Origin of the sequence: Streptomyces sp. NPDC059740, from assembly GCF_042733155.1 — a bacterium.
Taxonomy (GTDB): Bacteria; Actinomycetota; Actinomycetes; order Streptomycetales; family Streptomycetaceae; genus Streptomyces.
On record NZ_JBHWGP010000046.1, the window covers coordinates 1 to 26363 of the forward strand.

Genomic DNA, 26363 nt, shown 5'->3' on the forward strand with positions numbered 1-26363 from the left:
GGCCCTCCGGGCGCTTCCCTTCGGTGTTTCCAACCTTACCAGATCCGTTTTCCGGTTCCGGCCCCCTGTCGGAGCGGGGTTCGCTTTCCGGTCCGGCCCTTCCGGGCTTTCCCTTTCGGCGTTTCCGACTCTATCAGATCCGTTTTCCGTTTCCGTCCCGGCCGCTTGGCCGTTCCGAACTCGGAAGGTGTTTCCGATTCCCCGTCGGAGGGGGTTTGTCTTTCGACTTTCGAAACTCTATCAGACGATGATCAGCCGCTCGAAAGCGATGATCGGGCTGAAGTGGTTCCGAATTCCCTGCGCCGTTTATCCGGGAGAGATCCCAGACGGGTCGGTGCGGGCTTGAAGACCCTAGTGGCTGCCTCGCGAGCTGTCCAGCTCGACGGCAACCGTTCGAATCTACCTCGTCAGGATGACCGCGTCAACGGTTTTCTGGCGAGGGAAGGAGACTAGCAGCCGCCGGGGGCCCGGTGCACATCCGCTCTCCGGCCGGGCGGCCCGGCACGTCAGGGGAAGACCGAGGGCGGGTTCTCCAGGTCCTCCAGTTCGACGCCCGGCGCGGCGAGGACGACGTCCCCGGCGAGGTGCACGGACCGCCGCTCGCCGGTGTCCAGGTCGTCTACGCGGTACTCGGTCACCGTCAACGGACCGGTGTCGGTGGGGTGTTCGGTGTCGGCGAGGCGGGCCCACGCCTGGTCGAGGGTGCGCGGTGCGAGGACGGGCGGCGCGAACTCGACGAGGCGGCCCCGTACCGGCGTGCCGCCCTCGGCCGGGCGCAGCAGGCGGGCGGTGGCGACCAGGAAGGCCGGGGAGGCGCCGGTGAAGGCGTGTGCCGGGGCGTTCCCGTCGGTGGCGTGGGCGCCGCTCGGATCGGAGCGGACCCAGGAGACGCCTTCGACGGCGGCTGCGCGGACCCGCCAGGAGGCCGAGTGGAGTTCCAGGCGCAGGGGGCGGCCGAGGTCGTCGAGAGTGAGGTCCACGGAGCCTGCGTGCTCACCGGCGGGGTCGGTGATCTGGGAGACGTAGCGCCATCCCGAGGGGCCGGTGGCGCAGTGGAAGCGCTCCTCGCCGAGCGGGGTGTGGTCGTGGGGGTCGTGGAGGGAGTAACGGCCGCGGGGCATGGCGTCCTTCGGCGGGGAGGTGCGGGGGCTCAGTGCCACGGGCCGGCCCCGGTGGTGCTGGGGCCGGCCCGCGGGACGTACCGGGGGGGCGGGCCGGGGAGTCCTCGGCCCGCCCCCGGCCGCTCAGTAGCGGTAGTGGTCCGACTTGAAGGGGCCCTCGACCGGGACGCCGATGTAGGCGGCCTGCTCGGGGCGGAGCTTGGTGAGCTTCACGCCGAGCGCGTCGAGGTGGAGGCGGGCGACCTTCTCGTCGAGGTGCTTGGGGAGCACGTAGACGTCGGTCGGGTACTCCTGCGGCTTGGTGAACAGCTCGATCTGGGCCAGGGTCTGGTCCGCGAAGGAGTTGGACATCACGAAGGAGGGGTGGCCGGTGGCGTTGCCGAGGTTGAGGAGGCGGCCCTCGGACAGCACGATGATCTTCTTGCCGTCGGTGAAGGTCCAGGTGTGGACCTGGGGCTTGACCTCGTCCTTGACGATGCCGGGGATCTTCGCGAGGCCGGCCATGTCGATCTCGTTGTCGAAGTGGCCGATGTTGCCGACGATGGCCTGGTGCTTCATCCGGGCCATGTCCGAGGCCATGATGATGTCCTTGTTGCCCGTCGTGGTGACGAAGATGTCGGCGGTCTCGACGACGTCGTCCAGGGTGGCGACCTGGTAGCCGTCCATGGCGGCCTGGAGCGCGCAGATCGGGTCGATCTCGGTGATGATCACGCGGGCGCCCTGGCCGCGCAGCGACTCCGCGCAGCCCTTGCCGACGTCGCCGTAGCCGCAGACCACGGCGGTCTTGCCGCCGATGAGGACGTCGGTGGCGCGGTTGATGCCGTCGACGAGGGAGTGGCGGCAGCCGTACTTGTTGTCGAACTTGGACTTCGTCACGGAGTCGTTGACGTTGATGGCCGGGAACAGCAGCGTGCCGTCGCGGTGCATCTCGTACAGGCGGTGGACACCGGTGGTGGTCTCCTCCGTCACGCCGCGGATCTCCGAGGCGAGGCGGGTCCACTTCTGCGGGGCCTCGGCGAGGGTGCGGTTCAGCAGCGTCAGGATCGCCGCGTGCTCCTCGTTCTCGGCACTCTCGACGGCGGGGGCCGCGCCGGCCTTCTCGTACTCGACGCCCTTGTGGACGAGGAGGGTGGCGTCACCACCGTCGTCGAGGATCATGTTCGGGCCGCCGGTGGGTGTGCCGGGCCAGGTCAGCGCCTGCTCGGTGCACCACCAGTACTCCTCCAGCGTCTCGCCCTTCCAGGCGAAGACGGGGACGCCCTTGGGGTCCTCGGGGGTGCCGTTCGGGCCGACGGCGATGGCCGCGGCGGCGTGGTCCTGGGTGGAGAAGATGTTGCAGGAGGCCCAGCGCACGTCGGCGCCGAGGGCCACGAGGGTCTCGATGAGGACGGCGGTCTGCACGGTCATGTGCAGGGAGCCGGTGATGCGGGCGCCGGCGAGCGGCTGTGCCTCGGCGTACTCGGCGCGGATCGCCATGAGGCCGGGCATCTCGTGCTCGGCGAGGCTGATCTCCTTGCGCCCGAACTCGGCGAGCGAGAGGTCGGCGACCTTGAAGTCCTGGCCGGTGGCTGCTGTGGTCATCGGAATGCTGCTCCTCGCAGGGTGGAGGGTCGTTTCGGCTGGCAGTCCGCGGCGCGGCAGGCAGGTCGAGCCTACGCGAGGCAGGCATGGCCTTCTCCCGGCCGCGGCGCAGTCCGTCGGAGGCCCTCTCTCCCTCGGGCCGTCCGCGGTGCGGACCGCCCGACCGCCATCAGCAGCGACGTCTGGCTCTGGGTCACGAATCTACACCTGAGGGCTCCCCCGGCCCCAGGGGACGGGGGGACCCGCGGGGTGTCCGTCCGGCCTGCCGAGCAGTGCGGGGGCGGGGGCGGGGCGTGGTGGGGCCGGGGTGACCTGGGTGGACGGCGCGGTGCGGCCGGTGGGCCGGGCCGGTGGGGTGTGACAGGACGCACGCCTGCTGCGGCGACATGTCGACCCGTCCCCCGGTGGTGTCAGCGGCCGCCGGGGGTCGCGTCCGGGTCGGGGCCGGCGGCGGCCGCGCTCTCGCGGTAGACGTCCGGCTCCAGGTAGATGACGCGGGCGATCGGGACCGCCTCGCGGATGCGGACCTCGGCGGCGTCGATGGCCTCGGCCACCTGCTGGGCGGTGGTGTCCCCGGGCACCGCGATCTTGGCGGCGACCAGCAGCTCCTCGGGGCCGAGGTGGAGGGTGCGCATGTGGATGACGCGGGTGACGGTCTCACCGTCCACCACGACCGAGCGGATCTTCGCGACCTGCTCGGGGCCCGCCGACTCGCCGAGGAGGAGGGACTTGGTCTCGGCGGCCAGGACGAGGGCGATGACGACGAGGAGGGCGCCGATGCACATGGTGCCGACGCCGTCCCAGACGCTGTCGCCGGTGGCGAGGGTGAGGCCGACGCCGAGCAGGGCGAGGACCAGGCCGATCAGGGCGCCGAAGTCCTCCAGGAGCACGACGGGGAGTTCGGGTGCCTTGGCGCGGCGTACGAACTGCACCCAGGAGTGCCTGCCCCGCAGCTCGTTGGACTCCTTGATGGCGGTGCGGAAGGAGAAGCCCTCGGCGAGGACGGCGAAGACCAGCACGCCGACGGGCCAGTACCAGTTCTCCAGCGGGTGCGGGTGGCTGATCTTCTCGTAGCCCTCGTAGAGGGCGAAGACGCCGCCGACGGTGAACAGGACGATGGAGACGAGGAAGCCGTAGACGTAGCGTTCCCGGCCGTAGCCGAAGGGGTGTTCCTCGGTGGCGGCGCGCTTGGCGCGCTTGCCGCCGAGCAGCAGCAGGAACTGGTTGCCGGAGTCGGCGACGGAGTGCACCCCCTCGGCCAGCATGGACGAGGAACCGCTGAGGGCGAAGGCCACGAACTTGGAGACAGCGATCGCCAGGTTGGAGCCCAGCGCCGCGACGATCGCCTTCGTTCCGCCTGATGCGCTCATAGGTGCCGGGTCCCTTCCCTCGACCGGTCCGGCGACCGGCGGGTGGCGCCGCGCGAACCGCCGCCACCTCTTCGTTTTGCGAGTCCTTTAGCTGAGGCGACATTGTCGCAGGGTCCGACCCGCCGTGTTCAGGGACCCGGGCATCTGCCCCCGGCCCGGCGGTCGGGGACTGCGGACCCCCGGCGTGACCTGGGCGGACGTCCGGTGGCGGGGCCTCGCGCCGGCCGACCGCCCGGGCCGGTGGGCGCCGAGCGGTGGCCGGTCAGCGGGTGGTGAGGGCGACCGTCGCGCGGAAGGCGGTGCCGTCGCCGGTGAGCAGTACCGACTCGTCGGCGGGGACGAAGGCGGACTCGCCCGGTGCGAGGGTGAGTTCGTCGGCGCCGCGGCCGGTGCCCTCCCCCGTCCTGCGCAGTGCCACGGAGCCGGCGGTGCAGAGCACGATCTGCGGGGCGCCGGCGGGCAGCGGGCGGGCGTCGGCGTCGGGGGCCAGCAGGAAGCGCGAGAGGCGGAACTCGTCGATGGGCGTCTCGTAGACCTCCTCGCCCTTGGTCGCCTCGGGGCGCAGCACGCCCGGGTCGCCGGCCTCGAACCGTACGACGCGCAGCAGTTCGGGCACGTCGACGTGTTTGGGGGTGAGGCCGCAGCGCAGCACGTTGTCGGAGTTGGCCATCAGCTCCACGCCCAGGCCGCTGAGGTAGGCGTGCGGGATGCCGGCGCCGAGGTAGAGGGCCTCGCCGGGCTGGAGGCGGACGTGGTGGAGCAGCATCGCGGCGATGACGCCGGGGTCGCCGGGGTAGTGGTGGGCGATGGCGGCGTAGGCGGCGTAGGCGTCGGAGTGGGGGCCGTCGCCCGCGCCGAGGCGTCCGGCGGCGGCGGTGGCGGCTTCGACGGCCTCGGCCATGGCGGCGGGCTCGGCGCTGAGGACGGCGGTGAGGACCTCGCGCAGCGCGTCGGTCTCGGGGCTGGCCCGCAGGATGTCGACGTAGGGCTTGAGCGCGTCCACGCCGAGGCCGTCGAGGAGTTCGGCCGCCTCCTCGGGCCGGCGGAAGCCGCAGAGCCCGTCGAAGGGGGTGAGGGCGCAGATGAGTTCCGGCTTGTGGTTATCGTCCTTGTAGTTGCGGTGGGGGGCGTCGAGGGGGACGCCCCGGGCCTCCTCGTCGGCGAAGCCGGCCTGGGCCTGGGCGCGGTCGGGGTGGACCTGGAGGGAGAGCGGGGAGCCGGCGGCCAGCAGCTTGAGCAGGAACGGCAGGCGGGGGCCGAAGCGGGCGGTGGCGGCGGGGCCGAGTTCGCGCTCGGGGTCGGCGGCGAGGGCCTGGGCCAGGGAGACCTGTGCGCCGTCGCGGGTGAGGTGGGAGGGGGCTCCGGTGTGGGCGCCCATCCACATCTCGGCCTGGGGTTCGCCGGTGGGCTCGACGCCGAGGAGTTCGGGGATGGCGGTGGTCGAGCCCCAGGCGTAGGGGCGCACGGTGTTGGTGAGGCGGTCCATGGCGGGGGTTCCTGGTTCCCTTCGGTCGGTGTGGGGGTGTGCTGCGGGGGCGGGCCGGTGGTGGGCCGGGGGCCTGGACCTGTGGGTGGTGCGGCTGTGTCAGGAGCCGGTGCCGGCGAGCGCGAGGTAGGCGGCGGCGAAGTCGGTGGTGGCCAGGAGCTCGGCGGCGGCTTCCAGGGGGTTGCCGGCTTCGGGTTCGAGCTCGCTGACGGGGGTGGCGTGCTCCAGTGCGGCGTTGCGGGCGGCGGGGGCGGCGGAGAGTGCGCCGGGGGCGGATTCGCGCAGCAGGATGACGCGGGCGTGCAGCGGTTCGGGCTGTTCGACGCGGTCGCGGAAGAAGTCGTCGGGGTCGGCGGCGGCGGCGAAGGTGCCGGCCAGCAGCGTGCGGTGGTCCAGGACGGCTTCGGGGAGCTGGGCGGTGAGGGCGGGGCGGCCGGCGAGGGCGGTGACGGCGGTGGCGAAGTGGCGGCCCACCGCGCCGGCGACCAGGCCTTCGGTCCAGATCAGCGGGAGGGAGTCGGCGACCTCGGCGGCGAGTGTCTTGGCCGGGTTGGCGTGGGTGGCGACGGCGGGGCCGCAGCGCTCGGCGACCTGGTCGAGGCGGTCGGCGAGGCCGGTGAGGGTGGCGGCTGGGGCGCTGAGCAGTCCGATGCGGTCGGCGAGGGCGAGGAGGGGGACCAGGAGCGCCCAGAGCAGGCCGGGGGCGGCGGGGGGCGCGCCCTGTGCGGTGAACTCGGCGTCGTGCGGGGTGGTGGCCAGCGGCACGGCGAGGCCGCGGGCCTGCTGGACGGCGCCGGCGAGCGGGGAGGCGGCGGGGGCGATGCCGACGAGGGAGCAGCCGCGCCGGTAGGCCTGCTCGACCAGGGCGGCCAGGCCCGGGTCGGTGCCGTCGGGGGCGGCGATCAGGAGGAGGTCCAGTCCGCCGGCCCAGCCGGGCAGGTTCCAGCGCAGGGCGCCGGGTTCGGGGGCGACGCCGGTGGGGCGCAGGAGGGTGACGGGGCAGTTGCCGCCGCCGAGTGCGCCGAAGAGGTCGGCGACGCAGGCGGCGGCGGGGCCGGGGCCTGCGACCAGGACGCTCCGGGGCCGGCCGTCGGGCTGGAGGCCGGGGATACCGGCCTCGGTGGCGTTGCGGGCGGCGGTGCGGACGCGGGCGCCGGAGTCGGCCACGCCGCGCAGCAGTCCGCCCCGGTCGGTGCGGGCGAGGGCTTCGGGGTCGTCGAGGAGTGTCTCGTCGAGCATGGTGGGCGCTGCCTCCGGTCGCCGGTGGGGGTTCGGCCGGCCGCCGCCCGTTGCCGGGGTGGCCCGCCGGGGTCGTCGGGGGCGGGTCCGGTCGGCGGCGGCCCGGGGTGTCAGGCGGGGCGGCGGGCCTCGTCGACGAGGAGGACGGGGATGCCGTCGCGGACCGGGTAGGCCAGGCCGCACTCGCCGCCGGTGCAGACCAGTTCGGCCGGGTCGGCCTCGGTGCGGTCCTGGAGCGGGGCGTGGCACGCCGGGCAGGCGAGGATGTCCAGGAGACTGGCTTCGACCGGCATGGGGCTTCCCTCTTCGTCTGTGGCTGGGGCGCGGGTGCGGCTGTGTGGTGGTGCGGCCGGGGCCGCGGGCCGGGCGGTGCCCGGGGGTGCGGGGTGCCGGTGCGCACGTCGGTCGGGGCGGGCCCGTTCCGTCGTCGCGCCGGAACGTTCCGGCGGTGCCAGCCTACCGCCGTGGGGGCCGGGAGCCCGGTGCGGGCGGCGGGGCGTGGGGGCGCGCGTGAGGTGTGCGTGCCCGTCGTCCGCCCCGCCGCCCGGGGGCGTGGGCGGTGGTCAGCCGCGGACCAGGGCGAGGACCTCGTCGCGGACCTTGTCGCAGGTGGCGGTGGTGCGGGCCTCGACGTTGAGGCGCAGCAGCGGCTCGGTGTTGGAGGGCCGCAGGTTGAACCACCAGTCGTCGGCGGTGACGGTGAGGCCGTCGAGTTCGTCGATGTCGACGCCGTCGCGGCCGGAGTAGGTGCTCTTGACGGCGGCGAGGCGGCCGGCCTGGTCGTCGACGGTGGAGTTGATCTCGCCGGAGGCGGCGTAGCGGTCGTACTGGGCGACGAGGTCGGAGAGCGGGCCCTGTTGTCCGCCGAGGGCGGCGAGGACGTGGAGGGCGGCGAGCATGCCGGTGTCGGCGTTCCAGAAGTCGCGGAAGTAGTAGTGGGCGGAGTGCTCGCCGCCGAAGATGGCGCCGGTGCGGGCCATCTCGGCCTTGATGAAGGAGTGGCCGACGCGGGTGCGCACGGGGGTGCCGCCGCACTCCTTGACGACCTCGGGCACCGACCAGGAGGTGATGCAGTTGTGGATGACGGTGCCTCCGCCGTGCTTGGCCAGTTCGCGGGAGGCGACGAGGGCGGTGATGGCGGAGGGCGAGACGGGGTCGCCGTTGCCGTCGACGACGAAGCAGCGGTCGGCGTCGCCGTCGAAGGCGAGGCCGATGTCGGCGCCGACCTCGCGGACCCGGGCCTGGAGGTCGACGATGTTCTTCGGGTCGAGGGGGTTGGCCTCGTGGTTGGGGAAGGTGCCGTCGAGCTCGAAGTACATGGCGTCGAGTTCGAGGGGGAGGCCGTCGAAGACGGTGGGGACGGTGTGGCCGCCCATGCCGTTGCCGGCGTCGACGACGACCTTCAGGGGCCGGATGGCGCTGAGGTCGACGAGGTCGCGCAGGTAGGCGGCGTAGTCGGTGAGGGTGTCGCGGCGGGTGAGGGTGCCGGGCTTCTCGGCGGGCTCGGGGGCGCCGGCGTCCATCCACTGCTCGACCAGGGCGCGGATGTCGGCGAGGCCGGTCTCCTGGCCGACGGGGGCGGCGCCGGGGCGGCACATCTTGATGCCGTTGTACTTGGCGGGGTTGTGGGAGGCGGTGAACATCGCACCGGCCAGGCCCATGGCGCCGGAGGCGTAGTAGAGCTGGTCGGTGGAGCACAGGCCGATCTCGGTGACGTCGGCTCCCTGGGCGGCGGCGCCGCGTCCGAAGGCCCGGGACAGGCCGGGTGAGGAGGGGCGCATGTCGTGCCCGACGACGATCGCGTCGACGCCGGTGACCTGGACGAAGGCCGCGCCGAACAGTTCGGCCATCGGCTCGTCCCACTGGTCGGGAACCACACCGCGTACGTCGTACGCCTTCACGATCTGCGACAGATCGGCCACAGCCTGCCTCCTGGTGTCCTCAAGCGGTGGGGTCAACCTACCCGGAACAGTGGCGCGCAGACCGGGAGGAAGGCGTCGTCTTTCCGCAGTTCAGGCACGGATTTCGGCCGTGTGGCGGTGGGGCGGGCCGAGGCCCGGGCGGGCGGCGGGCCCTGAGGGGGCGTCAGGACAGCATCCAGCCGAGGACGGGGGTGCTCTGGCCGAGGACGATCAGGCACATCACGGCGAGCAGGGCGGCGCTCCAGGGCAGGACGCGGCGCAGCAGGTCGCCCTCGCGGCCGGCGAGGCCGACGGCGGCGCAGGCGATGGTGAGGTTCTGCGGGGAGATCATCTTGCCGAGGACGCCGCCGGAGCTGTTGGCGGCGGCCAGCAGTGCGGGTGAGAGGCCGGACTGGCGGGCGGCGGTGACCTGGAGGGCGCCGAAGAGGGCGTTGGCGGAGGTGTCGGAGCCGGAGACGGCGACACCGAACCAGCCGAGGACGGGTGAGAGGAGCGCGAGGGCGGCGCCGGCCGCGGCGACGGCGTGGCCGATGATCGCGGCCTGTCCGGAGAGGTTCATGAGGTAGGCGAGGGCGAGGACGGCGGTCACGGTGGCGATGGCGGTGCGCAGTTCCCGCACGGTGGCGCCCCATTCGCGCAGCGCGGTGGCGGGGCGCACGCCGAGCAGGGGGACGCTGAGGACGCCGGCGAGGAGGACGAGGGTGCCGCCGGTGGCGAGCAGCGGGAGGGAGAAGACGTTGCCGCCGACGGGCCGGCCGCCGGGGCCTGCGACGTCCAGGAGGGGCCAGTGGAAGGTCCAGGTGGCGCGGGCGAGGAGGTCCTTGAGGGGGCCGGCCTGGGCGAGCGAGAAGACGACGATGATCAGGAGGTAGGGGGCGTAGGCGCGGACCACTTCGCGTCGGGGGTCGGCCTGGTCGAGGTCCTCGCTGCGGACGCCGGTCAGGACGGTGGCGCGGACGGTGGCGTCGGCGGGGCGGCGGGCGCGGGGCAGGGCGACGAGGACGGCGGCGCCGACGAGGGCGGCGGCGATGTCGGCGAGCTGGGCGGAGACGAAGTTGGCGAAGGCGAACTGGGCGGCGGCGAAGGCGGCTCCGCAGACGAGGGCGGGGGCCCAGGTCTGGCGCAGGCCGCGGCGGCCGTCCACCAGCGCCACCAGCAGCAGGGGGACCAGGAGGGCGAGCAGCGGGGTCTGGCGTCCCACGACGCGGGCGACGTCGGCCAGGGGCAGGTCGGCGACCTGCGCGAGGGTGACCACGGGGGTGCCCATGGCGCCGAAGGCGACGGGGGCGGTGTTGGCGACGAGGGCGACCACGGCGGCCTTGACGGGGTCGAAGCCGAGGGCGACGAGCATGACCGAGCAGATCGCCACGGGGGCGCCGAAGCCGGCGAGGGCCTCCAGCAGTGCGCCGAAGCAGAAGGCGACGACCAGGGCCTGGATGCAGGGGTCGTCGGAGAGGCGGGAGAAGGAGCGGCGCAGGACGTCGAAGTGGCGGGTGCGGACGGTGAGGCGGTGGACCCACAGGGCGTTGACGACGATCCACAGGATGGGGAAGAGCCCGAAGACGGCTCCCTGCGCGGCGGCGGAGAGGCTCTGGTCCAGCGGCATCGACTGGGCCCACCAGGCGGTGGCGAAGGCGACGGCGAGGCCCGCGAGGCCCGCCCAGTGGGCCCGCATCCGTACCGCGCCGAGCAGCACCATGACGGTGAGCAGTGGCAGGGCGGAGACGAGGGCGGACAGGGCGAGGGAGTCGGCGACCGGGTGGAGGGGCTGGACGAAGCTTGCGGCGTTGGGCACGGTGCCTCCCGCAGAGAGCTGATCTTGCCGGGGGAGGAATGCTCGCGGCCGTGCGGTACCGCGTCAATGGTCATGACAAAGCCGAGTGGCGGGTGTTTTGGTGGGGCCGGGCACGGGCTGACGAGCCGTGGGGGCGGGCGTGGGCCCGGGTGCCGTGGGAGGGGCCCGGCCCGGGTCAGGAGTCGGGTGAGCGCAGCACGCGGAGGTGTCCGCGGCGGGCGACCTCCATCGGGTCGGCCTCACGCCCGGCGGAGCCGCGGTGGCCGCCGGTGGTGCCCGCGGCGCGTTCCTGGGGGCGGGCGGCCTCGCGGACGGCGTTGGCGAGCGCTTCGAGGTCGTCGCCGCTGGGCCGGGCCGGGCCCGAGTCGGTGGCGAGGCGCACCACCTCCCAGCCGCGGGGGGCGGTCAGCCGCTCGGAGTGTTCGGCGCACAGGTCGTAGCAGTGCGGTTCGGCGAACGTGGCGAGGGGTCCGAGGACTGCGGTGGAGTCCGCGTAGACGTACGTCAGCGTTGCGACGGCGGGGCGGCCGCACGCGGTACGCGAACAGCGACGTACAAGGCTCACGACGTTGGACGGTACCGCACTCTTGAGCGGGCCGCGACGACTCTCCCCGACCTCACCCGACCGTGTCGTCCGGGTTCGTCCGAACCGTCACGACCTGCGGCGTCGGGGGTGACCTGCGGGGGCGACCGCTGTGGCGAGGGGGCCACGGCAAGCGTGCTGGTCAGGACAGGTCACGGACGAGTCGGCACCCACTACAGAAATGATCGCGATCTTTCTGGAATTGCACCCGGGTCGGCGTGTTCCGGTCATCGGTGGGCAAGGGCCGGCGGCCTCCGCGCCACCGCGGGCCGGGGCGGGTGTGGTGGGGGGAAGTGGCCGGGATCGTCCCGCTCACCGGGTCCGGGCGGCTGCCGAGGGCTAGTCTGGTGGGGATGGACACGCCCGTTCCCCCCAGAGCGCCGGAAGCCCGTCCGCGCCGCCGAGACCGGCACGGCCGAGGGATGCGCGGGCCGATCGCGCCCCCTCAGGTACCGCTCGCCGTGAGCCGCGCCGACGCCTTCATCGACCTCGTGCACGACTCGGTGGAGCGGCTGGAGCGCCGCTTCCCGCAACTCGCGGACGTCGAGTTCCTGGTGCGGGAGGTGCCGCCGGCCACCCCCGAGGGGGAGGGCCTGGGCCTGCTGGACGAGGAGACGGTGCCGCTGGGCGCCCTGCTGCGCGCCGCGGACGGCGCGGAGGACCGGGTGGTGGTCTACCGGCGTCCGGTGGAGATCCGCACCCGCAACCTCGACGAGCGGGCGCTGCTGGTGCACGAGGTCGTCGTCGAGCAGGTCGCCGAGTTCCTCGGGCTGGCGCCGGAGTCCGTCGACCCGCGGTACGGCGAGGACTGAAGCCACCCCCGGCTCGGACGCCGCCGGCCCGCGCCCGGCGGGCCATCCGCGTGGGCGGCGCACCGGGCCGGCGCCGGGCCGGTCACCGGGTCAGCAGGGAGAGGTCGCCCTCGGCGCTCGGGACCCGCACCACGCCGCCGTCGTCGGGCAGGGTCTGGACGGTGAAGGCCGGCACGTCGTCCTGCGGGAGGGCGAGGGTGCGTGCCGCGTACAGCGGGCCGCCGCCCTCCCTGTGCACGGTGAGGGCGTAGGAGCCCTTGAGGCCGCTGGGGACGGGCGGGTGGACGGCGAGCGTGGTGCCGCCCTTGACGGTGTAGGTCTTGGACACCGCGGTGCCGCCGCCGTCGCCGGGTGAGGCGGTGACCTTCACCCGGGCGTCCTCCCCCTTGCGCGGGGCCACCAGCGAGAGGGTGGAGCCCTTGGCGCGGTTGTCGGCCGCGGTGGCCTCCCGCTCCAGCGGGGCGGTGGCGGGGATGAACGCCATCTCCCGGTTCGAGCCGGAGCCCCGGGTGACGCGCAGCGCCGCGGCGAAGGCCGCCCGGTCACCGGAGTCGGCCGGGGTCAGGACGAGTGAGCCGGCCTCGCCCTGGGTGAGCTTCTTGAGGTCGACGCTCTGGGTCATGCCGCCTTTGACGTGCAGGTCCTCGGTGCCGGCCGGGGTGATCAGGCCGGTGGGGGTGGCGAGTTGCACCTTCAGGTCGACGTCGGCGCTGCCGGTGGCGACGGCCGTCAGCTGCACGTCGCCGGCGTCCGAGGGGACTCCGGGCAGGACCGCGGAGGCGGCGGGCTCGGCGGAGGCCGGCAGCCAGTCGCCGCCCGTGGTGTCGTCGGTGGCCTGGAGCTGGGCGCCCACCCGGCCCTCCCGGGCGACCACGTGCACGCCGAGGCCGTCGGTCTGCGCCCCGGTCAAAGTGGAGAGCAGCACGGGCAGCGAGGCGTGGGCGGGGACGGTCAGGTTCTCCCCCGTGGGGGCGTCGATGCGGCCGTCCGCGCCGCGCAGCTCGACGTCGACGACGGCGGGGGTGGCGTCGGGGTTGGTGAGGTGGACGTAGTCCTGGCGGCCCTTGGCGGTGCTGGCGCCGGCGAACCAGAAGTCGGTGTCGGGCGCCGAGCAGGCCGTGCCGAGCAGGCCGCGTCCGCTGCCGGCGCTGACCGTCGTGGTCTGCTGGACCGTCCAGCCGGGGGCGAGCGCGCCGTCCGCCGTGCCGGTCAGTGCGGTGGCGTCGCTGCCGTCGGCCGTGGCCGTCCGGGGCTTGCCGGCCGTGTCGGCGGTGAGCAGCGGCTCGGTCGCGGTCTTGCCGTCCGCGTCCTTCTTGCTGCTCTTCCCGCCCTTGCCGCTCTTGCCGCTGCTCTTGTCCTCGCCCCCGTCGGGGTTCGCCGCGGCGGCGGGCGTCAGCCGGGCGGTGCCGCCCTTGGAGCCGGAGCCGAGCGGGGTGAAGGAGGTGTAGTCGGTCTCGCCGAGGTCGGAGGAGGACGGGGTGGGGCACAGCAGCGTGGACTGCTGCACCGGCAGGCCCGCGGCACCGGCGGGGCGTGCCTGGGAGGTGCCGTCCGGGGCGGTCAGTGAGGCCACGCCGGTCACGGCGGCGAGCGCGACGACCGCGCCTGCCAGGGAGAGGGTGGTCCGGTTCACTGCTGGTCACTCCCGTCGCGGCGCGGTTCCTCGGGCGGGGCCGGGTAGCCCGGGTAGGGCGGGTCGCCGTAGGGCGGCCGGCCGGGGTCCTGCGGGTCATGGTCCTGGACGTCGTGGTGCTGGACGTCGTGGTGCTGGGGCACGCCGTAGGTCCCGTCGTCCGGGTAGCCGCCCGGTGCGGTGTGCTGGGCGTAGCGGTCCACCGGGGGGTAGGGCTCGGCACCCGGGTACTGGTCGCCGGGGTGGTCCGCCCCCTGGTACCCGGCTGCCGGGTAGGGGTTGCCGTACGGGTCCTGCGCTGGGTGGGCCGGCGCCTGCGGGTAGGCGTAGGGGTCGGCGCCGTAGGGCGTGCCGCCGTGCGTCCCGTCCTCGTAGGCCCCCTGGTACTGCCACTGCTCCGCACCGGGTGGGGCGTCGGCCGGGTAGTACTGGCCGCCCTGCCACTCCTGGTACGTCTGGTGTGCGTAGCCGTCCTGGTCACCGTAGGGCTGCTGGTGCGGCACCTCGCCGTAGGGCTGCGGGTGCGGCACCTCGCCGTAGGGGCCGGGCTGTGCGGGGTCGTACGGCGGCAGGGAACCGGTGTCCGGGTCGGTGCTCCCGGGGTGGAACGGGTCGGGCGCGGCGCCCTGGTGGGGGATGGCGCCCTCGGGCAGGGGGGCGCCCGTGGCGGGGTCGGTCGCGGCGAAGACCTCGTCGGCCGCGCCGGGCCCGCCCGGCGCGGACTGCGGGGCGGCGGGGGCTTCGGGGGTGTCCCCGGCGGACTGTGCGGCGCGCAGGCGGCGGGCCCGGCGGCCCTCGCCCGGGAGCGGGCCGTCGGCGGCCGTGGCGGTGGCGGGCAGCGGCTCCTCGGGCAGGTCGTCGTCGATGTCGCGGCGCCGCCCCGGCAGGGCCAGGACGACCAGGACGAGGGCGAGCAGGCCCTGTGCGGTGGTCCACAGGATGTGGCCCAGCGGGGAGGAGTGGGTGACGTCCAGGGTGCCGCCCGTGGTGGGCAGCTTGAAGCCCTGGGCCCAGCCGTCGAGGGTGACGGGGGTGAGGGGCTGGCCGTCGAGGGTCGCCTCCCAGCCGTCGTCGGCCGCGTCGGCCAGGCGCAGTACGCGGCCCGCGGCGCCGGAGCGGAGCGTGGTGTGGACCTCCACCGGCCCGGCCGCCACCGGGACGGGCGTCTGCTCCTGGCCGGCCGCGGCCTTGCCGTCCACGACGCTGACCCGGGAGACGCGCTGGTCCACGCGCCACAGTGCCTGGCCGCCCTCCTGGCTGAGGCGGGTGAGTCCGGGGGTGGTGTTCAGGACCCGGCTGATACCGCGGTCGGCGTCCTTGCCGGCCAGGACGTAGCGGACGGCGTACTGGCCGAGGCGGCTGGTCTGGTCGGCGCCCGAGCCCGCGACGAGGTGGGCGACGACGCCGTCGAGGCGGGTGTCGCGCCCGGCCGTGCGCGCCAGGTCGGCGTCGCCCAGGCGCGCGCCGGAGCCGCGGACGAGGGCGTAGCGGACGTGGTCGGCGGTGCCGTCCAGGACGAGGGTGCGGGGCTGGTCGGAGGTGCGGGCCTCCTCGGCGACGAACGCGGGTACCTGCGTGGCGTCGCGGCGCTCCACCGGGCCGTCGGCGCCGCCGATCATCCAGGTGACCGCGGCGTACACCGGGGCGAGGGCGCAGCAGGCGGCGATCAGGACGGCGACCGGCTGCTGCCATCCCAGGCCGCGTGCGGTCATGCGGGTCCTGATGCCCTCGGTGCCGAGGGCGGCGGCGCTCAGCAGTGCGAGTCCGGCGAGAAGCATCGAGGGGCCGGCCCAGGCCGAGCCGTTGGTGACGGCTGCGGTCAGCAGGGCGAGTGCCGCCACGGCCCAGGCGGTGCGGATGGCGGTGTGGCGCTCGGCGCGCAGGGTGGCGGCCACGGCGGCCAGCACCACGCCGACCAGCAGCAGTCCGCCGGCGGTCGCGGGGCCGCCGGGGCTCAGCTCCAGCAGCAGGCCGGTCGGGCTCGCCTGGCCCGCGGTGTCCGGCAGGCCGGCCTGGGTCAGCAGGTGGGAGGGGTGGCTGAGCAGCGACAGCGACCAGGGGGCGAGGACGACCAGCGGGGTGAGGACGGCTGCGGCCGTGCGCAGGGCGTAGCCGGGGAGCTGGGCCCGGCTGCCGTCGAGGAGCCTGCGGACCAGCAGGGCGAGGCCGAGGAGGAGGGTGAGGGGCCAGATGACGGGGGTGAACGCCGTGGTGAAGGTGGCCAGCAGGGTGTAGGCCCAGGTGGCCCGCCAGCTCGGGCGCGCGCCGGTCGGCAGCCGGAGGCCGGCGGCGGCGACGGCGGCGCGGGCCATGAGCGGGGCGAGGATGGCCAGGACGGCGGTGCCCAGCCGGCCGCCGGCGAGGGCGCCGGTGGCGGCGGGCAGGAAGGCGTAGACGACGCTGGCCCAGGCGCGCAGCAGCCGGGAGGTGACCAGGGGCCGGGAGGCGAAGTAGGCGGTGAGCCCGGCCAGCGGCACCGAGAAGACCATCAGCAGCGTCAGGGCGAGCGCGGTGGAGCCGCCGCAGAGGGTGGCCACGAGTGCGAGGACGGCGAGGTAGGGCGGGGCGGAGGCGGTGGAGCCGACACCCACGGTGTGCCAGCTCTGCAGGTAGGAGGCCCACAGGTCGCCGACGCCGGCGGGGGCGGGCAGCAGTGCGCCGCCGGCGAGCGAGCCCGAGCCCAGCAGGGAGCGGCAGGCGATGAGGGAGACCAGCAGCAGGACGAGGAAGAGCACGGGCGCCGGGGCGCGGGCGATGCGCTTGAGGCGGGCGAACTGCTCGATCTCCAGGAACTCGGCGTCGTCGTCGCCGGGTCCGCTCTCCACCGCGCCGTGGCGGCCGACGGAGGAGGTCTCGGTGGTGGTGCGGCCGGCGAGGTCGCCGACGACCTGTTCCACGGTGGCGCGGACGGTGGCGCCGACGGGTGGGAAGAGCGGGCGCAGTTCGGCGGCGGGGACGGCGGGTTTGCCGCGGCGGCGGCGCGCGGCGAGGAGGGCGCCGGGGCGCAGCAGGGTGCCGAGCAGGCCGCTCAGTTCGTCGAGCGCCTGGCCGGGGACCTTGCCGACGAGGTAGCCGATCATCCGCAGCAGGGTGCCGAGGACGAGGCGCACCACCACGTACGGCAGGACCTTGCCGGGGGTGTTGGCCAGGAGGGTGTAGACGGCGCCGGCCTTGTCGACGCGGTGGGGTGCGGAGCCGCGAAGGCTGAAGCGTTTGGCGTCGGCGGTGGTGGTGCGGCCGGCGCGGCCGACGCAGTCGATGGGGCGGCGTTCGCGGGAGGCGGCCTCGGCGTGGCGCAGGACGGCGTCGGGTGCGACGAGGACCTGGTGGCCGGCGGCCTGGACGCGCCAGCACAGGTCGACGTCGTCGCGCATCAGCGGCAGCCGGCGGTCGAAGCCGCCGAGTTGTTCGTAGACGTCGCGGCGGACGAGCATGCCGGCGCTGGAGACGGAGAGGACGGGGCGGATCTGGTCGTGCTGGCCCTGGTCCTGCTCGCGGCGGTCCAGTCCGGTCCAGCGGCGCCCGCTGCGGGCGATGCTGACGCCGACCTCCAGGAGCTGGCGGCGGTCGTACCAGCTGCGGAGTTTGGGGCCGACGACTGCGGTTGCGGGGCTGGCGTCGGCGACGCGCAGCAGTTCGGCGAGGGCCTCGGGTTCGGGGGCGCAGTCGTCGTGGAGGAGCCACAGCCACTGGACGGGTTCGCCGTGGGGCAGCTCCGGCATCTCGTAGGCCTCGTCGCGCCAGGTGCGGCTGACGGGGTCCCAGCTGCTGGGGCGCCGGAGGTAGGGCAGGTCCTCGGGGCTGAGGACGGGGGCGCTGCGGTGGGCCTCGTCGACGGCGGTGCCGAAGCCGGTGCGCCGCGCGAGGTGGAGGACGCGGTCGTCGCCGAGGGCTTCGGTGAGCAGGCGTGCGGAGTCGTCGGCGCTTCCGGTGTCGGCCCCGATGACGTTCTGGACCGGCCGGGTCTGGCCGAGCAGGCCGCCCAGCGCGTCGGGCAGCCAGCGCGCGCCGTCATGGCTGACGATCACGGCGGTGACGACGTGGCGGGGGAACTCCGGTGCGGCGCTTGCTTGGGCGGCCTGCGCGGCCGGCTGGCTGTGCACGGTCATCGAGGTGCGGGCCCTCCCCGGGGGCGGCGGGGTGCTCTCCCCGGTACAGCGCGGTGCGCTGAGGTGTCGGCGGCGGTGGACGCGCGCCCCGGTGGGGCGTCGGCGCGTCTCGGTCGGCACACCACACTAATGGTTGCGCGGGTGGGGGTCGGCCGCCGCTTCGTCTCCGGGAGGGGCCCGGCGCGCCCGGGCGCGGCGCCGCCCTCCCGGCCGGTGGGGGCGGGAGGGCGGTGGGTGCGGAGCCGTCACCGGTGCGGTGGGTCGCGCGGGGGCGGGCCGGCACGGGTGGTCAGTGCGCGGCGCGGCCATGCCGGGGTGGGGTCGGTGGCCCGGCTCGGCGGCCTGCGGCGCGGGGAGCGGGGTGGTCGGGCGCGGGGCGCCGGTGGCCGGGTGGTCGGTCCGGCCCGGGCGTCCCGGTGTCGGCGCGGCGGTGGTTGCGCGGTGCCGGCGGGGGTGGCGGTGGGTCAGACCGCGGCCTTCTTCAGGCGTCGGCGTTCGCGTTCGGACAGTCCGCCCCAGATGCCGAAGCGCTCGTCGTTGGCGAGGGCGTACTCCAGGCACTCCGAGCGGACCTCGCAGGCCAGGCAGACCTTCTTGGCCTCTCTCGTCGAGCCTCCCTTCTCCGGGAAGAAGGACTCGGGATCGGTCTGGGCGCACAGCGCGCGCTCCTGCCAGCCGAGTTCCTCGTCCGCCTCCTCGACCAGCAATTCCTGGAACAGCTCGGTCATGTGCGCCCCTCGTCTGTCTGGCGTCCCCGTGATGCTGCCGTGATCTTCCACGGCTGAACGACACGAGTGAAATTACAAGTGTGTGCTCCCGGGCAGTCAAGCCGAGATCTGCTATTAGGCCCCTTATTCACCCTGCGGAACCAAGGCGAGAGGAAAAGTGCGCAAATAGGGATGGCCCTGGGCACTCCACCGCTCGACGCGCCGGTCCGGTGGTGTCTCCACCTCTGGGGAGGACGCCGGGACGGACGCGAGCGTTGCACCGCCCCCGCCGCCCACCCGAAGAGATCTTGATCACGATCAGATCACAGGAGCACAACGACGTTTCGCGCTACGACTGCTGGGCCACTTCTCCGCCCGCTCACACGCACAAACCTTTCGCCAGGCACAGTAACCGGATGAGGTGAATCATTTCCCCCATACCCGACACGCAGTTGACTTCAGCCCGTGTACCCGCTGTGGTTGACGGCATGCCAGCGACTTCACGCCGTCAACCGGCCCGCACCGCGGGAGCCCAGCGCGTCTCCGTGACGTGCCACCGGTGTCGCGCGCGCTGTGCCTGTTGCGGCCGCTGTCGCCGCCCCGCCGGCTGCTGACGGCGCCTGACGCCCCTCGGCCCCGCCCGGTTCCACCGTGTCCGCGCCCCGCGCGACGCCCCCGGCCCACCGCCGCCCTGTCCACGCGCTGCCGCGCCCCGCGTCCGGTAGCCGGTGCGCCGGGGCCCGGCGCACCCTCCTGACGTCCCGCCGCGCACCGTGCGGGTCCTGACGGCTCCGCACCGCCGCACGGCGTCGGACCCCGCCCCCCGCGGCCACCGGCACCGCAGCACGCCCTCCCCGCAGCACGCACCTGAACAGCACGTCCTCCCGCCCGCACACCGGGCGCGCCTTCGGCGCCCGCGCCCCTCCCGAGGAATCCACCGGCATGAACAGCGACATCCAGATCGCCGGCGACCCGCTCGCCCTCCCCCACCTCCTGCCGCCCGTCCCCGCCCACCCGTCCACGGTGGCGCAGTTCGCCGGGCTCGCCCGCCGGATCGCCGCGGACCGCCCGGCCTGGGAGCCGCTGGTGCGCTACGACGCCACGACGCGCTGGTACCACCGGCTGCGTACCGGCCCCGGGTACGAGGTGTGGCTGCTGAGCTGGTTGCCGGGACAGGGCAGCGGGACGCACGGCCACGGCGCCTCCCACGGCCTGCTGACCGTCCTGACCGGCACCCTGACCGAGCACACCGCGGGCGGCGAGCGGGCCCTGGGGCCGGGCGCGCAGCGGGCCTTCGCGCCCGGGTACGTCCACGAGGTGGTCAACCACGCGCTGACGCCCGCGGTGAGCCTGCACGTCTACCACCCGGGGCTGACGGAGATGCCGATGCGGGAGGGCTCGCTCGCCCCGGCCGCCGCCCTCCCCCGGTGCGCAGCCGTCCCCGTCGCCGACGCCTGAGCGGTGCGCGCGCCCCGGCCCCGGCGGCGGGTCCGGCACTCCGGCACACCGGGCGCGGCCGGCACTGCGAGACTGTGGGCATGCGCATTGTGGTTCTGGCCGGTGGTATCGGCGGCGCCCGCTTCCTGCGGGGCCTGAAAGCGGCGGCGGCGGACGCGGACATCACCGTCATCGGGAACACCGGTGACGACATCCACCTCTTCGGGCTGAAGGTCTGCCCTGACCTGGACACCGTGATGTACACGCTCGGCGGCGGCATCAACGAGGAGCAGGGCTGGGGGCGGGCCGAGGAGACCTTCCGGGTCAAGGAGGAGCTGGCGGCGTACGGCGTCGGCCCGGAGTGGTTCGGGCTCGGCGACCGCGACTTCGCCACGCACATCGTCCGCACCCAGATGCTGGGCGCCGGCTACCCGCTGAGCGCGGTGACCGAGGCGCTGTGCGCGCGGTGGAAACCGGGGGTGCGGCTGCTGCCGATGACCGACGACCGGGTGGAGACGCACGTGGCGGTGACGCTGCCGCCGGACGACCCGCAGGCCGCGGGCGAGGCGGAGGCCACGCGCCGGGCGGTCCACTTCCAGGAGTACTGGGTGCGGCTGCGGGCCTCGGTGCCCGCGGAGGCCGTGGTCCCGGTCGGCGCGGACCAGGCCAAGCCGGCGCCCGGGGTGCTGGAGGCGATCGCCGCGGCCGACGTGGTGCTCTTCCCGCCGTCCAACCCGGTGGTCAGCGTCGGCACCATCCTTGCGGTGCCCGGCATCCGCGAGGCGATCGCGGAGGCGGGCGTGCCGGTGGTGGGGCTCTCGCCGATCGTGGGTGACGCCCCGGTGCGCGGCATGGCCGACAAGGTGCTCGCCGCGGTGGGCGTGGAGTCCAGCGCGGCGGCGGTCGCCGAGCACTACGGCAGCGGACTGCTGGACGGCTGGCTGGTGGACACCGTCGACGCGGGCGTGGTGGAGCGGGTCGAGGCGGCGGGCATCGTCTGCCGCGCGGTGCCGCTGATGATGAGCGACCTGGCGGCGACGACGGAGATGGCGCGGCAGGCGCTCGCGCTGGCCGAGGAGGTCCGCCCGTGACCCCGCACACCGAGGAGGCGCCCGCCTTCCGGGTGTGGGCGCTGCCGGGCCTGCCGGAGGTGCGGCCGGGCGAGGACCTGGTGAAGCTGGTGGCCGCCGCCGCGACACAGCCCGGGGTGCCCGGCCTGGTCGACGGGGACGTCGTCGTGGTCACCTCCAAGATCGTCTCCAAGGCGGAGGGCCGGATCGTCCGGGCCGAGGACCGGGAGGCGGCCATCGACGCCGAGACGGTGAGGGTGGTGGCCCGCCGCGGGCCGCTGCGGATCGTGGAGAACCGGCAGGGACTGGTCATGGCCGCCGCCGGGGTCGACGCCTCCAACACCGAGCCCGGCACGATACTGCTGCTGCCCGAGGATGCGGACGCCTCGGCGCGCGCCCTGCGGCAGGGGCTGCGCGACACCCTCGGCGTGGACGTCGGGGTGCTGGTCACCGACACCTTCGGCCGGCCCTGGCGCAACGGCCTCACCGACGTGGCGATCGGCGCGGCGGGCGTGCGGGTCCTGGACGACCTGCGGGGCGGCACCGACGCGCACGGCAACCCGCTCTCGGCAACGGTGGTCGCCACCGCCGACGAGCTGGCCGCCGCGGCCGACCTGGTCAAGGGGAAGGCGGCCGGCCTGCCGGTGGCGGTGGTCCGCGGCCTGCCCGCGGTGACCGGGGCCGCCGCGCAGGAGGGCGCCGGCGAGCCGGCCGGCCGGCAGCGTCCGGCGGGTGGGGAGCAGGCGGCGGACGAGGAGCGTCCGGTGGGCGCCTGGCAGTTGGTGCGGGTCGCCCGGGACGACATGTTCCGCCTGGGCACCTCCGAGGCGGTGCGCGAGGCGGTCACACTGCGCCGCACGGTGCGGGAGTTCACCGACGAGCCGGTCGACGGGCAGGCGGTGCGCCGGGCCGTCGACGCCGCGGTCACCGCTCCCGCCCCGCACCACACCACGCCCTGGCGGTTCGTCCTGCTGGAGTCGGCTGCCTCCCGCACCCGGCTGCTGGACGCGATGCGCGAGCAGTGGATCGCCGACCTGCGGGCCGACGGGAAGAGCGAGGAGTCCGTCGCCCGCCGGGTGCGCCGCGGCGACGTGCTCCGCAACGCCCCCTACCTGGTCGTCCCCTGCCTGGTCGCGGACGGCGCGCACACCTACCCCGACCCGCGGCGCAGCGCCGCCGAACGCGAGATGTTCGTCGTGGCGGCCGGCGCGGCGGTGCAGAACCTGCTGGTGGCGCTGGCCGGTGAGCGCCTCGGCTCGGCCTGGGTGTCCTCGACGATGTTCTGCCGGGACGTGGTGCGCGAGGTGCTGGAGCTGCCCGCCGACTGGGACCCGATGGGCGCGGTCGCGGTCGGCCACCCCGCCGGCCCGCCCCGGCCCCGCCCGCCGCGGTCGGGGGCCGACTTCACCGCGGTGCGCTGAGGCTCCGGGGTGCCGCCCGCACCCGGTTGGGGGCGGGCGGCTTCGGAGGTCCTTCTTCCGGCCAGTGCCGGGCGGTCACAGGCCCCGGATGTCGCCCACCGGGAACCGGGGCGCGCGGCGCGGCGGCACCCGGCCGGAGAGCAGCACGAGCCGGGCCGCGCGGTGGCGCTGGCCCTCGTAGGGGCGGAGCAGCTCCACCATCTCCTCGTCGGTGCCGCCGAGCCGTCCGGTCAGTGCGTAGCCGACGATGCGGGGCAGGTGCAGGTCGCCGAGGGTGAGGGCGTCGGGGGCGCCGAGGGCCCGCTGGAGGGTCTCGGCCGCGGTCCACTGGCCGATGCCGGGGACCAGGCGCAGCCGCCGCTCGGCCTCGGCGGGCGTCAGCTGCGCGGCCTCCTCCAGCCGGGGCGCGACGCGCAGGGCCCGCGCGATGGTGTCGGAGCGCTTGGCGTCGACGCCGGCCCGGTGCCACTCCCAGGAGGGGATCAGCCGCCAGGTGCGGACGTCCGGCATGACCCGCAGCCGCTCCAGGGGCCCCGGCGCGGGCTCGCCGAAGCGTTGCAGCAGCAGCCGCCAGGCCCGGTACGCCTCGTCGGAGGTGACCTTCTGCTCCAGGACGGTGGGGATCAGCGCCTCCAGCACCAGCCCCGAACGTCCCAGCCGCAGTCCGGGGTTGCGGCGGTGCGCCTCGTGGACGACGCGGTGGCGCGGGGTGAGGGCGGACGGGTCGTCGCGGTCGCCGAGCAGGTCGGGCAGTGTCTCCAGGAGCCACTCGGCGCCGGGCCCCCACGCCTGGGCCTCGACCGCCCCGCCGGCCGCGGCGACGCGGAGGGTGCCGGGCCCCTGCGGGGTGCGGCTGGCACGCCACACGGCGCCGTCGGGGGTGGTGCGGAACGCCGGGTCGCCGGGGCCGCGCCGCAGCGGGCCGAGGACGAGACCGAGGTGGAGCGGCCCGGTCGGGGTCCAGCGGCGGACCCGGGGCTCCTCGGCGCCGGGCGCCGGGCGCGGAGCCCGGCCGGCGGGCGCCTGCGCGGCGGGTTCGGGGAGCCCGGCAGGCCCGGTGCGGACGGTGGCGGCGTCGAGCGCCTCGCCGGCGCGGGCCGGGGGGATGCCGCCGCCGTCCGGCGCCGCGGCACCGCTCGCCGCCCCGTCCGGCCGCTGCCCATGGGCCGCGCCCGGCGCGGGGTGACCGCCACCGCCGGGGGTGGCGGCGGTGGTGAGGGGGTCGGCGGAGGGTTCCACGTGCTTCCTGACGCTGGGGGGCGTCTTCGAGCCTAACGGGCGGCGACCGGCCGGCGCCGTCTGCGCGTCCCGGGCAGCGGGTGCGCGGGATCACTGCTGGTGGCGCGGGCCGTCCCGGCTACTGGTCCGAGGAGAAGCGGACCGCCCCGTCCGGGATGTGCGCGTCGCACCACACCCGTACGCCGTCGCGCAGCTCGTTGTCCGTGCCGATGTCGGCGCCGTCCCCGATGACCGCGCCGTGCAGCACCGTACGGGCCCCGATGCGCGCCCCGGCACCGATCAGCGAGTCCTGGACGCGGGCGCCCTCCTCGATGACGGCGCCGGCCAGCACCGTGCTGCCCTCGATGCTGGCGCCCGCCCCCACCCGGGCGCGGGCGCCGACGACGGTGCCGCCCGACAGCTTGGCGTCCGGTGCGACCGTGGCGCTCTCCAGCACCAGGCGTTCACCGCAGCGGCCCGGGACCGCCGGCGAGGGTGCACGGCCGAGCACCAGGTCGGCGGAGCCCCGCACGAAGGCCTGGGGTGTGCCGAGGTCGAGCCAGTAGGTGGAGTCGACCATGCCCTGGAGGTGGGCGCCGGCGGCGAGGAGGCCGGGGAAGGTCTCGCGCTCGACGGAGACCGGGCGGCCGGCCGGGATGGTGTCGATGACCTCGCGGTTGAAGACGTAGGCGCCGGCGTTGACCTGGTCGGTGACGATCTCCTCGGGCGTCTGCGGCTTCTCCAGGAAGGCGGTGACGCGCCCGTCGGGGTCGGTGGGGACCAGACCGAAGGCGCGGGGGTCCTCCACCCGGGTCAGGTGCAGGGAGACGTCGGCGCCGGCCTCGCGGTGGGTGGCGACCAGGGCGGGGATGTCCAGCCCGGTGAGGATGTCGCCGTTGAAGATCAGCACGGGTTCGCCGGGGGCGGAGGTGAGCCGGGGGGCGACGTTGCGGATGGCGCCGCCGGTGCCCAGCGGCTCGTCCTCGGTGACGTACTCCAGGTGCAGGCCCATCGAGGAGCCGTCGCCGAAGTGCGGTTCGAAGACCTCGGCCAGGTAGGAGGTGGCCATGACGATGTGTTCGACGCCGGCCGCGCGGGCGCGGGCGAGCTGGTGGGTCAGGAACGGCACCCCGGCCGCGGGGACCATGGGTTTGGGTGTGTGCACCGTCAGCGGGCGCAGTCGGGTGCCCTTGCCGCCGACCAGGAGGATCGCTTCAGTCACCTTGTTCTCTCTGCTTCCTGCTGGGGTCGGCCGGATCGGCGGACCAGTGTAGGCAGACGGGGTGGCGGGGATTGTCCTGGTCCCGCCAGGTTGTACACCTCGGCGGGAGGGGAATGTCACCCTCCGCCGGGGGCTGTGGTTCAACGGCCCTGGAGGTGGGCCGAGGAAGTGCGGATCCCGCCCAACTTCTCGTAGAGGCGGTCACCCGGGCAGGTCGTGGTGAAACCGTCCCGGTGGCCTGAGATGGCCTTCAGGCCCACCCGGGTTCCCTTGGGGTACCGGTCGCCGCCGCGGGAGACGAGACGGGTGGTGGCGGACGGGTCGGCGCCGGAGAGCCCGAGCTTCCACGCCGCCAGCCGGGCCAGGGCGGCGGTGACGGCCTTCGGCGGGGCGGTGCGGTCGTAGCTCCCGAGCACCGCGACGCCGGTGGTGTTCTCGTTGAAGCCCAGGGTGTGGGCGCCGCGCACCGGCCGGGCGACGCCCCCGGCACGGCCCTCGTAGACGGTGCCGCACTTGTCGACCAGGAAGTTGTAGCCGAGGTCGCGCCAGTGGCTGGACTTGACGTGGTAGCGGTAGACGGCGCGGATGACGGCCGGTGCCTGCTGGCAGGTGTAGTGGTTGCCGGTGGCGCTGTGGTGCACGAAGACCGCGCGTACCGGGCCGGTGTAGGCGAATCCGGGCCGGCGCAGGCTCTCGTCGGCCTGCCAGCCCGCGCGGGTGACGATGCGGGGGCGGGGACCGGTGCGGGGGTGTGCGGGCGGCCGGTCGCCGGTGAGCCGCACGTCCCGCCGGGCCGCGGCCCTGCCGGCCGCCGGGATCGCGCGCGCCCCCGCCTTGACCAGGGGGGCGTTGGCGGCCGAGGCCTCGTCCCGGGCCGGGGTGGTGCCGCTCTGCTTCGCGGGGCGGGCGGTCGTCTTCTCCGGCCCCGGATCGACGAGTTCGAGGCGCAGCCCCTTGGGCAGCGGCCGGTGGGTGGTGGTGCGGGCGCCGCGCGGGTCGGGCCGGCCGCCACGCGGCTTGCGGCTGGGGGTCGGGGCGAGGACGGGGGTGCGTGCCGTGCTGCCCGGGTGGAGTGCGGTGCGGTGCAGCCGCGGGGGCTCGGACGGGCGGTGGCGGGTGGTGGGGACGACGCGCAGCCGCACCGCGTCGGAGGCACCCACCCACAGGGGCGCGGTGGCACCGCGCGGGGCCTCACCGCGGCGCTCGGCCGCGTCGAGGTCGGGGGCGTCCTCGTCGTGGGCCTGCAGGTCCTGCCACGGCGACCACCTGCCGCTGCCGAGGGCGCGGGTGCGGACCTGTGCGCGCCCGCCCAGTTCGGCCCCGGGGTCGTCCCAGACCACGCCGAGCAGGGAGAACGGCCGGACCGTGCGGGCCGGCAGCCCCTGCGCGCCGTCGGCGGCCGCCGGGCCGGGGCGCAGCGCGCGGTCCCCTCCCCCGCCGAGCCGGGCGAGCGGCAGCGACTGGGTGCTGCCTGCGGCGAGGGGCCGGCTGCCCGCGGTGACGTCTGCCGGGGCGGACCACGCCGCGCTCGCCGCGGGGACGAGGGGAAGGCTCAGGGCGGCGGAGCAGGCGGCGCCCAGCGATGCGGCGAGAAGGGTACGCATAGCGGACATCCTGAGCATCTGCCACTGCGCCGT

Annotated in this window: 19 protein-coding genes; 4 read left to right on the top strand and 15 right to left on the bottom strand. The window is 75.2% G+C overall.

Features of this window, described 5'->3' with window-relative positions; all coding sequences use genetic code 11:
• Positions 1 to 506: 506 nt before the first annotated feature.
• From ACFV3R_RS30910 to ACFV3R_RS30950, 9 genes are all read right to left on the bottom strand, one after another.
• A complete protein-coding gene (locus tag ACFV3R_RS30910) occupies positions 507 to 1121 on the bottom strand; it encodes a hypothetical protein (protein WP_385590110.1) in 615 nt (204 codons plus the stop codon).
• 123 nt (positions 1122 to 1244) lie between these two features.
• Positions 1245 to 2702 (bottom strand): adenosylhomocysteinase, encoded by a 1458-nt coding sequence (gene ahcY, locus ACFV3R_RS30915; RefSeq protein WP_385590048.1) that lies wholly within the window; start codon positions 2700 to 2702, stop codon positions 1245 to 1247.
• 410 nt (positions 2703 to 3112) lie between these two features.
• Complete coding sequence (locus tag ACFV3R_RS30920; protein WP_385590050.1) at positions 3113 to 4072, bottom strand: cation diffusion facilitator family transporter; 960 nt, start codon at positions 4070 to 4072, stop codon at positions 3113 to 3115.
• A gap of 262 nt (positions 4073 to 4334) precedes the next feature.
• Complete coding sequence (gene manA, locus ACFV3R_RS30925; RefSeq protein ID WP_385590052.1) at positions 4335 to 5558, bottom strand: mannose-6-phosphate isomerase, class I; 1224 nt, start codon at positions 5556 to 5558, stop codon at positions 4335 to 4337.
• A 99-nt stretch (positions 5559 to 5657) separates the two neighbouring features.
• Positions 5658 to 6797 carry an SIS domain-containing protein gene (locus tag ACFV3R_RS30930; RefSeq protein ID WP_385590054.1) on the bottom strand — a complete coding sequence of 380 codons (1140 nt, stop codon included), beginning with the start codon at positions 6795 to 6797 and terminating at the stop codon, positions 5658 to 5660.
• A gap of 110 nt (positions 6798 to 6907) precedes the next feature.
• Positions 6908 to 7090: a Trm112 family protein gene (locus ACFV3R_RS30935; RefSeq protein WP_385590056.1), complete on the bottom strand. Its 183-nt coding sequence runs from the start codon at positions 7088 to 7090 to the stop codon at positions 6908 to 6910.
• Positions 7091 to 7360: 270 nt separating this feature from the next.
• Complete coding sequence (locus ACFV3R_RS30940) at positions 7361 to 8719, bottom strand: phosphomannomutase/phosphoglucomutase (protein WP_385590058.1); 1359 nt, start codon at positions 8717 to 8719, stop codon at positions 7361 to 7363.
• A gap of 163 nt (positions 8720 to 8882) precedes the next feature.
• Complete coding sequence (locus ACFV3R_RS30945) at positions 8883 to 10514, bottom strand: L-lactate permease (RefSeq protein ID WP_385590060.1); 1632 nt, start codon at positions 10512 to 10514, stop codon at positions 8883 to 8885.
• A gap of 175 nt (positions 10515 to 10689) precedes the next feature.
• Complete coding sequence (locus ACFV3R_RS30950; RefSeq protein ID WP_385590062.1) at positions 10690 to 11079, bottom strand: DUF3499 domain-containing protein; 390 nt, start codon at positions 11077 to 11079, stop codon at positions 10690 to 10692.
• Positions 11080 to 11450: 371 nt separating this feature from the next.
• Here ACFV3R_RS30950 and ACFV3R_RS30955 point away from each other — a divergent pair, with 371 nt between their 5' ends.
• Positions 11451 to 11909: a metallopeptidase family protein gene (locus ACFV3R_RS30955; RefSeq protein WP_385590064.1), complete on the top strand. Its 459-nt coding sequence runs from the start codon at positions 11451 to 11453 to the stop codon at positions 11907 to 11909.
• A gap of 82 nt (positions 11910 to 11991) precedes the next feature.
• Here ACFV3R_RS30955 and ACFV3R_RS30960 read toward each other — a convergent pair whose 3' ends face one another.
• From ACFV3R_RS30960 to ACFV3R_RS30970, 3 genes are all read right to left on the bottom strand, one after another.
• Positions 11992 to 13542, bottom strand: a complete 1551-nt coding sequence (locus tag ACFV3R_RS30960) for a DUF5719 family protein (protein ID WP_385590066.1) — start codon at positions 13540 to 13542, stop codon at positions 11992 to 11994.
• Positions 13539 to 17651, bottom strand: coding sequence for a glycosyltransferase (locus tag ACFV3R_RS30965; RefSeq protein ID WP_385590068.1), 4113 nt, complete (start codon positions 17649 to 17651; stop codon positions 13539 to 13541). Before ACFV3R_RS30965 ends, ACFV3R_RS30960 begins: the two co-directional genes overlap by 4 nt.
• Positions 17652 to 18115: 464 nt before the next feature.
• Positions 18116 to 18379, bottom strand: a complete 264-nt coding sequence (locus ACFV3R_RS30970; protein WP_003983763.1) for a WhiB family transcriptional regulator — start codon at positions 18377 to 18379, stop codon at positions 18116 to 18118.
• Positions 18380 to 19300: 921 nt separating this feature from the next.
• Between ACFV3R_RS30970 and ACFV3R_RS30975 the strand changes: the two genes are divergently transcribed.
• From ACFV3R_RS30975 to ACFV3R_RS30985, 3 genes are all read left to right on the top strand, one after another.
• Complete coding sequence (locus tag ACFV3R_RS30975; protein ID WP_385590070.1) at positions 19301 to 19816, top strand: cysteine dioxygenase; 516 nt, start codon at positions 19301 to 19303, stop codon at positions 19814 to 19816.
• Between the two features lie 80 nt (positions 19817 to 19896).
• Complete coding sequence (cofD, locus tag ACFV3R_RS30980) at positions 19897 to 20886, top strand: 2-phospho-L-lactate transferase (RefSeq protein WP_385590072.1); 990 nt, start codon at positions 19897 to 19899, stop codon at positions 20884 to 20886.
• Positions 20883 to 22286: a coenzyme F420-0:L-glutamate ligase gene (locus tag ACFV3R_RS30985; protein WP_385590074.1), complete on the top strand. Its 1404-nt coding sequence runs from the start codon at positions 20883 to 20885 to the stop codon at positions 22284 to 22286. The genes cofD and ACFV3R_RS30985 overlap by 4 nt, the downstream gene beginning before the upstream one ends.
• A gap of 75 nt (positions 22287 to 22361) precedes the next feature.
• Here the strand turns inward: ACFV3R_RS30985 and ACFV3R_RS30990 are convergent, their stop codons facing one another.
• The 3 genes from ACFV3R_RS30990 to ACFV3R_RS31000 form a co-directional block, all read right to left on the bottom strand.
• On the bottom strand, positions 22362 to 23204 hold the full coding sequence (locus ACFV3R_RS30990; RefSeq protein ID WP_385590112.1) for a DNA-3-methyladenine glycosylase family protein: 843 nt from the start codon (positions 23202 to 23204) through the stop codon (positions 22362 to 22364).
• Between the two features lie 439 nt (positions 23205 to 23643).
• Complete coding sequence (locus tag ACFV3R_RS30995) at positions 23644 to 24726, bottom strand: sugar phosphate nucleotidyltransferase (protein WP_385590076.1); 1083 nt, start codon at positions 24724 to 24726, stop codon at positions 23644 to 23646.
• Between the two features lie 140 nt (positions 24727 to 24866).
• Entirely contained in the window at positions 24867 to 26330 is a 1464-nt protein-coding gene (locus ACFV3R_RS31000) for a peptidoglycan recognition protein (protein ID WP_385590078.1), read from the bottom strand.
• Between the last annotated feature and the right edge of the window lie 33 nt (positions 26331 to 26363).